The organism is Ureibacillus sp. MALMAid1270 (assembly GCF_049202975.1).
Classification (GTDB): domain Bacteria; phylum Bacillota; class Bacilli; order Bacillales_A; family Planococcaceae; genus Ureibacillus.
Genome location: NZ_JBMIRP010000014.1, coordinates 1 through 8,364, shown reverse-complemented (window position 1 = coordinate 8,364; position 8,364 = coordinate 1). Strand labels below are relative to the sequence as shown.

Below are 8,364 nucleotides of genomic sequence, written 5' to 3'. Positions count from 1 at the left end.
TTCGTGAAAATATTTTGATAATTAATTTCCAGTTTTAAAAAAATGAACATTAAAAAATCCCACCTAAAATAGGAGGGATGAAATAAATTGGTTTGAGGAAAATCCTTGAACCACAAAGCTCGGCGAATGCCGAGAGTCTATCATATTAATAGGAGGACTTAATCTATGCAATTAGGAGCATTTTCTGTAAGTTTAGCAGTGAAAGATATTCATGCCTCAAAAGAATTCTACGAAAAGTTAGGATTTGAAACGCTTGGCGGAGACATTAATAATAACTGGTTAATATAAAAAAATGGACAGACAGTTATTGGTCTTTTCCAAGGGATGTTTGAGAAGAACATTTTAACTTTTAATCCTGGATGGAACGATAATGCACAAAACGTGGATCCTTTTACGGATGTAATACAAAGCGGGAATTGAGGGGATACAAGTGATTTTATTACTCTTAAGACATGGACAAACAGAGGCAGATATTCTAAATGTCCATGAAGGAAGCGCAGATTTTCCAATGACAGATCTTGGTCATGCTCAAGCTGAAAGAATGGCGCAATATATTTCAAGTCGTTTTAATCCTGATATAATCATCTCGAGTTCAATGACTAGAACGAAACAAACGACTGAACATATTGCTAAATCTCTTAATACTGAAGTTGTTTTTGAACCTAAATTAGTTGAATGGAATAATGGTGTCCTTGCAGGGTTAAAAAGAGAGGAAGCTATTAAAAAATATCCAATGCCTCCAAATGGTCGACCAATAACTGAAGCCATTGAAAAAGGAGAATCGGAACTTGCTTTTCGCCATCGTGTGGAGGAAGCTCTATATGAAATATTAGAACGCCATAAAGAATCTGAGCAGGTATTAATAGTCAGTCATGGTGGTACTATATCTCATTTAATAAATGTCTTATTGAATAACTCCATTACAGATGGCATGATTTTCCCAACTGCAGACTTAGGTCTACACTGTATTGAAATAAAAAATGGCAAGAAAATTATCCATTTTTTAAATTATTCTTTAGATCGTTTTCAATAATTTACCTACCGATAAGGCGTTGCTAATCCACAGCGCCATTTTTATTTATTTCGTGCTATACTTCTATTAGAGGTGGTTTTCGTTGTTAAACACAGCAAGAAATTTGTTAAATCAATACTTCGGCTATGCTGATTTCCGAAGTGGACAAGCAGAAATAATTGAAAATATATTACATCAAAAAAACACACTTGGAATTCTTCCTACTGGAGGAGGTAAATCCATTTGTTTTCAAATACCAGCACTTCTTTTCCAAGGCACAACAATCGTTATTTCTCCTCTCATATCACTGATGAAAGACCAAGTAGATGCACTTACTGCTTCTGATATTCCAGCAACTTATATAAACAGTTCTCTTACGCAAACAGAACTACAAGACCGTATTTATGATATCCGCCAAGGATCATACAAACTTGTGTATGTTGCGCCAGAACGATTTGATTCTGATTATTTTATGAATCTGTTAAATTCTATTCCTATTCCATTAATTGCGTTTGATGAGGCACACTGTATATCCCAATGGGGACATGACTTTAGACCAAGCTATCGCTCAATTGTAGCTTCACTCAAGAAGTTAAATCAGCGACCTGTTATCGTAGCTTTAACCGCTACTGCAACGGAAAATGTTGCTGATGAAATAAGGTACTTATTGCAGATTGAACGAGATGATTGTTTTAAGAATGGTTTTGCTCGGGAAAATTTAAGTTTTAATGTCGTTAAAGGGGCAAATAAAAGAGACTATATTGTGTCTTACTTACAAGAACACCCGAAAGAATCTGGTATCATCTACACATCCAGTAGGAAAGAAACTGATGGACTATACAATTATTTGTCTGTCCAAGGATACTCTGTTGCTAAATATCACGCAGGACTTTCTGAGATAGAACGAAAACAGGCACAAGAGCAATTTGTCTATGATGAAAAGCAAATAATGATTGCCACCAATGCATTCGGAATGGGAATTGATAAATCCAATGTCCGTTTTGTTATTCATTACAATTTGCCGAAGAATTTAGAAGCCTATTATCAAGAAGCTGGCCGGGCTGGTCGTGACGGGGATGAAAGTGAATGTATCCTACTTTTCTCTCAGCAAGATATTCAGTTGCAAAAGTTCTTAATCGAGCAGTCTACTTTCGATCCTGAGGTCCGAGAACAAGATTACAATAAACTGAATCAAATGATTATGTATTGCCATACAGAAGAATGCCTTCAATCCTATATCATTCATTATTTTGATCCAAATGAAGAGGATATGAAATGCAATAAATGTAGCAGTTGTAAAGATACACGTGAGAAAGTGGAAATAACTAGAGAAGCACAAATGATCTTTTCTTGTTGTAAGCGTATGGGAGAAAGATTCGGTACGACTTTAATTGCACAAGTTTTGAAAGGGTCTAGCCAGAAAAGAATTCGAGAGCTTGGGTTTGATCAGTTGTCGACTTATGGATTACTACGTTCCCAATCGGAAAAGGAAATCGTTGATACGATTAATTATTTATTAACAGAAGATTACTTACAGTTAACAGATGGAAAGTATCCAGTCGTACAGTTGACTGAAAAATGTATTCCGGTATTAAAAGGTGAAGTTTCTGTCTGGATGAAGAAAAGCAAAACACCTGTTAAAGAGGCTCGTAATGTTGAGGAAAATGAAGAGTTATTTGAAATCTTACGGGGCTTAAGAAAACAATTCGCCCAGGAAGAAAATGTACCACCATTTGTTATTTTTTCAGATGTTACGTTAAAAGAAATGTGTCGTTTTTACCCTGCTGATGAAACGTCCATGCTCCAAATTAAAGGAGTCGGCCAAAGTAAATTCGCAAAATATGGACAAGCATTTATCGATGAAATAAAAGAGTTTGTATCAGGTAATGCAGTAATTGTTTCTGAAAAACCTTTACAACCAGATATCACTCAAAAAGTAGTAAAAGAAACTAATGAAAAACCAAGTCATGTTATTTCTTATGAAATGTTTATAGATGGTACTAGTATTGAAGAAATCTCAAAAGCACGACAATTATCGAAAGTGACCATCCAAAACCACATTATTCGAAGTGCCGAAGAAGGTTATGAAATAAAGTGGAATGAAATTTTTGATGACGTTATTGAGAAGAGAGTTTTAGATGTGATCATTGAGCTTGATACTGATAAACTCAAGCCAATCTGGGAAGCGTTGAATGGAGAAATTGACTATTTTGTAATCCAAGCAGTTATTAGCAAAAACAAGTTAACGGTAAAATAATAAAGTAGCGACCTATTATAATAGGATAGGTCGCTACTTTATTTACTTATAATCAAATCCCTGTTTCTTTAATGTTGGGCTCGTTGCCTCTGCATAGGGTTCATAACGAGTTTCATAAAAGTTGGCTACTTTACTAGACCAATTACTCGTATCTTTCCCATTTGTTCTTTCGGACATATAGGATGAAATTGTTTCATCATATTGATCAATTAATTCGGACATTTTATCCTTTACATAGCTCTCTTTATGATAAGTTGCTTGAAGGGGAAGTCTTGGTTTTGGACTAGGAATAACTTCTGGATATCCAATCGCTAGCCCAGCAATAGGATAAACATATTCAGGAAGGTCTAGTATTTTAATTACGTCTTCGGCATTTTTTCTAATTCCTCCAATTGGAACAGTCCCAAGCCCTAATGACTCAGCAGCAACAACTGCACTACCTAAAGCGATACCAACATCTGTAGAGCCCACGATCACAGCTTCAATATCATCTTTTATTCGAAATTCCTTATTATTCTTACGTGCAGCAATTTTCGCACGATAAAAATCCATACAAAATACAAGAAAAACTGGAGCTTCCTCCACCCATTTCTGGTCACCTGCAGCTTTAGCTAACAACTTTTTGTTCTCAGAATTTCGAACAGCAATTACACTAACCTGTTGGCCATTAATCCAGTTTGGAGCTGCCATAGCGGATTTTATTATGACTTGTACTAGTTCTTCACTAACATCTTTACTCATATTAAATTCTCTCACAGAGCTATGCTTTCCCATTTGTCTAATAACTTCATTCATATGATCACTCCCTAACGATACCCTACTACACGTGTACATCTAGTTCAAATAAAGTACATCAACATCCTTTTGAAAGCACAAAAAAGCACAGTTTCAAACTCTGGGCGTTTTGATTGGACATTTACTTTTGAGTAGTAAATTGACCATTCTTTAAACTTCAGTAACTTTAAATCTAAGAACCGTTTTTAATTTTTCTGGCGGAGTTTTTCTCGCATCTGAGATGTAAATTTCTTTATGTGTATTTTCTGCTCTAATTAAGTTGTTTTCAATACAATATTGTTCCATCAATTCGAAAATTTTTGGTTCGTCATCATAACTACCAATATGCATAGCTCGGACACATAGTCCTTCTGTAGGGAATAAACACCCCAAACCGAACATTTTTAAATTCTCTCAAAATCTCTCCATTCATCTGGCATAAGACTTTGATATTTTGATGTTAAAAATCGATCATCGACAAGGATAATCACTCCTGTATCTGTCTCAGATCTTATGAGTCTCCCACCTGCTTGAAGTACTTTGTTCATGCCAGGATAGACATAGGCATAATCGTAACCATTTTTCCCTTTAGATTGAAAATAATCTTTCATAATATCCCGTTCGAGACAAAGTTGAGGCAATCCTACTCCCACCACAATAACTCCCTTTAACCTATCTCCTTTTAGGTCAACACCTTCTGAAAAAATGCCTCCTAATACAGCAAAACCAATAAAAACATTCTCCGATTGATTTTCTTTAAATTCGTTTAAATATTGCTCACGTTCCACTTCGTCCATTTTATTCGTTTGGATAAACGTACGAATTTCTGGATAAGTAGCTGTAAACTCTTCATACACACTTTTCATGTATTGATAGGAAGGAAAAAATATTAGGAAATTCCCTCTACGCTCACGAACGAGGTTTGATAGCATATGAAGTATTTGTTTTTTTGTGTGCTCTCTTGCCCTAAATCGAGTTGATATTGGTTGAATAAATACCTCAGTTTGTTCCTTAGAAAAAGGTGATGATATGGAAAGTGTATAATCTTCTTTAGGGTCACCAAGCATATCTAAAAAATATGTGAGAGGCAATAAGGTTGCAGAAAAATAGATCGTTGAGCGAAACTTCTTCCGAATCTGTTGTAATAGATATGAAGGGTCCAGACAAAACATTTTAAGTCGAACATCATTATTTTCTATTTCCACATAGGTTACATATCGTTCATCATAAAGCTTTGCTATTCGAACAAACCCAGTTGCAGCAAAATACGTATCTAACAGTAATTGCTGTTCATCGGTCTTTGTCGGCTGCAACAATTCTATTTCAGCGATAGGAATAAATTCTTCTAGCAATTCTACTAAATGTGCCTGTAGCTCATCCAAAATGAGGAACCCTTTTTCAGAGCACTTTTTCTTTATTTCAATAAAATATTTATTTATCTTCGAAACAGAATCAGACAAGGCAGACCCTTTATACTCTCGTTTCAACGTTAGAAAATTGGACTTTACTAAATCTGCTGAAAACATTTCCCGCGCACGGTCAACTAAATTATGAGCTTCATCGATTAACAAAACTGATTTCTTTTTATGGTCGTCGAAAAAACGCTTCAATGAAACTTTCGGGTCAAAAATATAGTTATAGTCGCAGATAATTGCATCGGCCACAAAAGCTAAGTCCAATGAAAACTCAAAGGGGCATAATCGATGTTTTCTTGCGTATTCCTCAATTGTCGTTCGACTAATAAATGTTTCATGAGAGAATATATCCAACACTGCTCCATTAATCCGGTCGTAATAGCCATTTGCAAACTCACAGTATTCCTTTTGACAAATCGTTTCTTCTTTAAAACAGACTTTATCTTTTGCGGTAATTGTTACAGCACTAAAAACTAGCCCTTTATTTTTCAAATGATTGAAAGCTTCCTCAGCATTTTGTCTCGTAATCGTTTTGGCAGTTAAATAAAACAACCGTTCAAGTTTTCCTTCTCCAAGTGCCTTCACTGTTGGATAAATACTAGAAATCGTCTTTCCAATCCCGGTAGGTGCTTTTGCAAAAATATTCGCTTCTTCCGTAATTGTTTGATAGATTGCACCTGCAAATTTGCGCTGACCCTGGCGATAGTTTTCAAATGGAAAAGGTAAAGCTGAAATGCTTTGATCTCTTTTAAGCCGGTGTTGGTAGATTAAATTTGCATAAGGTGAATAGTTCTGCACAAGCTCGTTTACAAACTGTCCGAGTTCTTGAAAAGTAAATCGCTTCTGAAATTTCTTTTGCTCATTCGTCACAACATGAATGTAAGTTAACTGGACACTCATTTCTTGTAGGTTGTTGTCTTTTGCATAAATATAGGCATATACCTTAGCCTGAGCCCAGTGAACGGGGATGGAATCCTCATCTATCAAAGACAGGTCTCTTGAAGTAGACTTAATCTCATCGATGATGATGTCATCTCCTCGAAATAGCAACCCATCACATCTGCCCTCAATAACAAAGTTCAATTTCTCATATTCAATTTCAGTCTTCAGAAAAACTTCCTTTTGATCTGCCTCTTCATATTTACTTTGAATCGCTTTATGTGCCTTAGTACCTTCCGTCATCGTTGTGACAGTACGGAATTTATTATCAATGCTTCCACTACTATATACATATTCAACTAAAGTCCTTACGGAGAGCTTAATTTCGGGTAGCATGTCATCACCTTATTTCGAATCAGTTAGTTTAATGGTACAAGGTTTGATTGTTTTAAGCAAAATAAAAAAGCCCTTTTGAAATAGAACACTAAAGTCTAACTGGGAGAATGTTATATTAGACATATACCTTTATCGTGATAGATAACTTAATAGGCATTTATTTAAATAAAAAGGCTGATGAAAATTCGGTTAACCAGAATTTCCACCAGCACTTTATTGCTTAGCTTGCCTTAATTTTTTCATAAGCTTATGCGCTTACATTACTCGTTGCCTTCAATTCTCTTTTATCTTCAAGCGCCTGAACTACAACTGCAGCCGATGCGTCGCCAGTTATATTGACAGATGTACGGATCATATCTAGAATTCTATCAACACCTGCAACTAGTGCAATTGCCTCTAATGGTAATCCAACAGCTGTTACGACCATTGTCAACATGATTAAACCTGCACCTGGTACCCCTGCTGTTCCGATTGAAGCAAGAGTTGCAGTTATTACAATGATTAGTTGTTGTGTAAATGAAAGTTCAATTCCCATAAATTGGGCAATGAATAATACACAGACCCCTTGATACAAAGCAGTTCCATCCATATTTATGGTAGCTCCAAGCGGAAGGACGAAGCTACTTACTTTCTTGGAAACACCAAGGTTTTCTTCTGTACATTTCATTGTAACCGGTAATGTACCGGAACTACTTGAAGTACTAAATGCAACTAAGCTTGCTGGTGCAATACCTTTGAAGAACTTAAGTGGGCTTTGTTTCGAAAAAATTTTTACTGATCCAGAGTAAACAAGTACTGCGTGAAGGATACATCCTGCATAAACAACTAATATTAGCTTAATTAATGGAAGAAGAACAGAAACTCCGTATTGTCCAACGATAGGTGCGATTAAACCGAATACCCCAATTGGAGCAGTCTTCATAACAATGTTCGTAATTTTATACATAATCTCTGCAAACTCATCGAAGAAGTTGTAAACTGTTTTTGCTTTTTCACCTAACATCGCAATAGCAATTCCGATGAAGATTGCGAAGAAAATAATTTGGAGCATATTTGTTTCAACTACTGAAGCAATAGGATTTGTTGGGATGATTCCTAATATTGTATCCACAACATTAGGTGCAGCAGTTGGCACAGCTGTATCAGAAGATAAAGTCATATCCAAACCAGAACCTGGTCTAAATATATTCGCAAGTACTAAACCGATTGTCACCGCTATTGCTGTAGTGACAATATAGTAAACAAAAGTGATTCCACCCATTCTACCGATTCGCTTAATGTCCCCTGTACCCGCAACCCCAACTACGAGAGAAGCTAAGACTAACGGTACAATGATAAATTTAATGAGGCGTAAAAAGAGATCTCCAAGTGGTTTTACTACTTCAATACCTGGACCTACAATGGCACCTAAGATAATAGCAATAACGAATGCTATTAATATTTGTGTTAGCAAACCAATCTTCTTCATATTTAACCCCCTTCTAAATAAATCGTATTGTCAAAAATAATTTATATAAATCGCTAATAATTGTTGGTTTTACAGTCTTTTACGCAAAAAAACTTGCCACCCCCTTAATTTTGGTGTTAGTTGAGGTTACCACACACAAAACTACCCAAAAAGGAAGTGACAA

The 8,364-nt window shown here is 35.8% G+C and carries 6 protein-coding genes and 1 pseudogene; 3 read left to right on the top strand and 4 right to left on the bottom strand.

Annotation, left to right across the window (positions count from 1 at the left end; all coding sequences use genetic code 11):
- Positions 1-165: 165 nt before the first annotated feature.
- From ACOQFO_RS01105 to recQ, 3 genes and pseudogenes are all read left to right on the top strand, one after another.
- Positions 166-402: pseudogene (locus tag ACOQFO_RS01105) on the top strand (VOC family protein); the annotation flags it as partial.
- Between the two features lie 28 nt (positions 403-430).
- Positions 431-1,033, top strand: a complete 603-nt coding sequence (locus ACOQFO_RS01100) for a histidine phosphatase family protein (protein ID WP_421687874.1) — start codon at positions 431-433, stop codon at positions 1,031-1,033.
- An 82-nt stretch (positions 1,034-1,115) separates the two neighbouring features.
- Positions 1,116-3,269, top strand: coding sequence for a DNA helicase RecQ (recQ, locus tag ACOQFO_RS01095; protein WP_421687873.1), 2,154 nt, complete (start codon positions 1,116-1,118; stop codon positions 3,267-3,269).
- A gap of 42 nt (positions 3,270-3,311) precedes the next feature.
- Here recQ and ACOQFO_RS01090 read toward each other — a convergent pair whose 3' ends face one another.
- The 4 genes from ACOQFO_RS01090 to ACOQFO_RS01075 all read right to left on the bottom strand — a co-directional run bounded on the left by ACOQFO_RS01090 (position 3,312) and on the right by ACOQFO_RS01075 (position 8,201).
- Positions 3,312-4,064 (bottom strand): NADPH-dependent oxidoreductase, encoded by a 753-nt coding sequence (locus ACOQFO_RS01090; protein WP_421687872.1) that lies wholly within the window; start codon positions 4,062-4,064, stop codon positions 3,312-3,314.
- 150 nt (positions 4,065-4,214) lie between these two features.
- Positions 4,215-4,445: a GyrI-like domain-containing protein gene (locus ACOQFO_RS01085; RefSeq protein ID WP_421687871.1), complete on the bottom strand. Its 231-nt coding sequence runs from the start codon at positions 4,443-4,445 to the stop codon at positions 4,215-4,217.
- Between the two features lie 2 nt (positions 4,446-4,447).
- The gene (locus ACOQFO_RS01080) at positions 4,448-6,733 is read right to left on the bottom strand and encodes an ATP-dependent DNA helicase (protein WP_421687870.1); all 2,286 of its coding nucleotides are present in this window, start codon (positions 6,731-6,733) and stop codon (positions 4,448-4,450) included.
- A gap of 247 nt (positions 6,734-6,980) precedes the next feature.
- Complete coding sequence (locus tag ACOQFO_RS01075) at positions 6,981-8,201, bottom strand: dicarboxylate/amino acid:cation symporter (protein WP_421687869.1); 1,221 nt, start codon at positions 8,199-8,201, stop codon at positions 6,981-6,983.
- Positions 8,202-8,364 lie beyond the last annotated feature (163 nt).